The 980-nt window shown below is 63.6% G+C and carries 3 protein-coding genes; all 3 read right to left on the bottom strand.

The window, feature by feature from the left end; all coding sequences use genetic code 11:
- Positions 1–6: 6 nt before the first annotated feature.
- Positions 7–306, bottom strand: coding sequence for a conjugal transfer protein TrbD (locus RCCGE510_RS32625; RefSeq protein WP_007637897.1), 300 nt, complete (start codon positions 304–306; stop codon positions 7–9).
- The gene (locus tag RCCGE510_RS32620; protein WP_007637895.1) at positions 299–703 is read right to left on the bottom strand and encodes a TrbC/VirB2 family protein; all 405 of its coding nucleotides are present in this window, start codon (positions 701–703) and stop codon (positions 299–301) included. Before RCCGE510_RS32620 ends, RCCGE510_RS32625 begins: the two co-directional genes overlap by 8 nt.
- A partial coding sequence (locus RCCGE510_RS32615) for an ATPase, T2SS/T4P/T4SS family (RefSeq protein ID WP_007637893.1) occupies positions 693–980 on the bottom strand: 288 nt, incomplete at its 5' end. The genes RCCGE510_RS32615 and RCCGE510_RS32620, both read right to left, overlap by 11 nt.

Below are 980 nucleotides of genomic sequence, written 5' to 3'. Positions count from 1 at the left end.
AAAACCTCAATATCGCCGCCAGGGCGTCGAGGTCGCCCGGTAGGCGGATTTGTAGGAGACATGCCGCAGATAGACGCGACGCATCAGCGGATCGGATTTGGCCATCATGCGAAGTGCGGCGATGGCAACGAGCCAGAGCGCCAGCCCGAAGATCGCGGCATACCAGGTTAGCACGACGAAGATCAGGATGACGGCGGCAAGGCCGCTGAGCAGCACCAGCTCCCGATCGGCGCCCATCAGCAGGTTGGGTCGCGAGAGAGCGCGATGGATCCGCGAGCGGGACAGATTGGAGCCGGTGTCAGCCACGGGCCCCCTCCCCTGCCCGCGGAGAGATCGCAGACTGTGCAATGGTCCGGGTCTGGGTCACCGGCTCGACGCTGCCGATCGTGGCACCCGTTGCGCCAAACAGGCCTACGATCTGGGTCGCGCCGAGCAGAACACCGCCGACAAGCGCAATGTAGCAAAGCCGTCGCGCGAAATCGTTGAGCTCGCCGCCGAAGATCAGCATGCCGCCGGCGATGGCCACGGCCGCGAGTGCAATGAACCCGGCCACTGGACCCGTGATCGACTGCTGGATCTGCTGCAGCGGCGACTCCCACGGCAGTCCGCCACCGCCGGACGACGCCAGGACCGGCGAGGCCAAAACAATCACTCCGATCAAGGCGACTGCGCCGGTTAGTACATGATGATGCTTAGGCTGCATGGCTATCCTCATCGATCTGGGCATAGTGTTCGGTCTGGTAGGCTCCGCCTTTGAAGCCTTCGACGTTGATGACATCGCGCACACGCCGTCCGCGTCCGGTGCGCTCGATCGAGACGACGAGATCAACGGCCTCGCCGATTACCTCGTGCATCGGCTGCTGGCTTGCTTCCGACGTCAGTTGTTCGAGACGGCGAAGGGCGGACATGGCGGTGTTCGAATGCACCGTCGTCACGCCTCCTGGATGACCGGTGTTCCAGGCCTTCAACAAAGTAAGGGC

The organism is Rhizobium sp. CCGE 510, from assembly GCF_000292525.1.
Taxonomy (GTDB): Bacteria; Pseudomonadota; Alphaproteobacteria; order Rhizobiales; family Rhizobiaceae; genus Rhizobium.
Note: the sequence above shows the minus strand (reverse complement) of the source record. Positions and strands in the feature narration are given on the sequence as shown.

Bases quoted from the DNA above. Each gene is read 5' to 3' on its own strand.
- RCCGE510_RS32620 (WP_007637895.1), bottom strand. From the start codon at position 703: ATGCAGCCTAAGCATCATCATGTACTAACCGGCGCAGTCGCCTTGATC.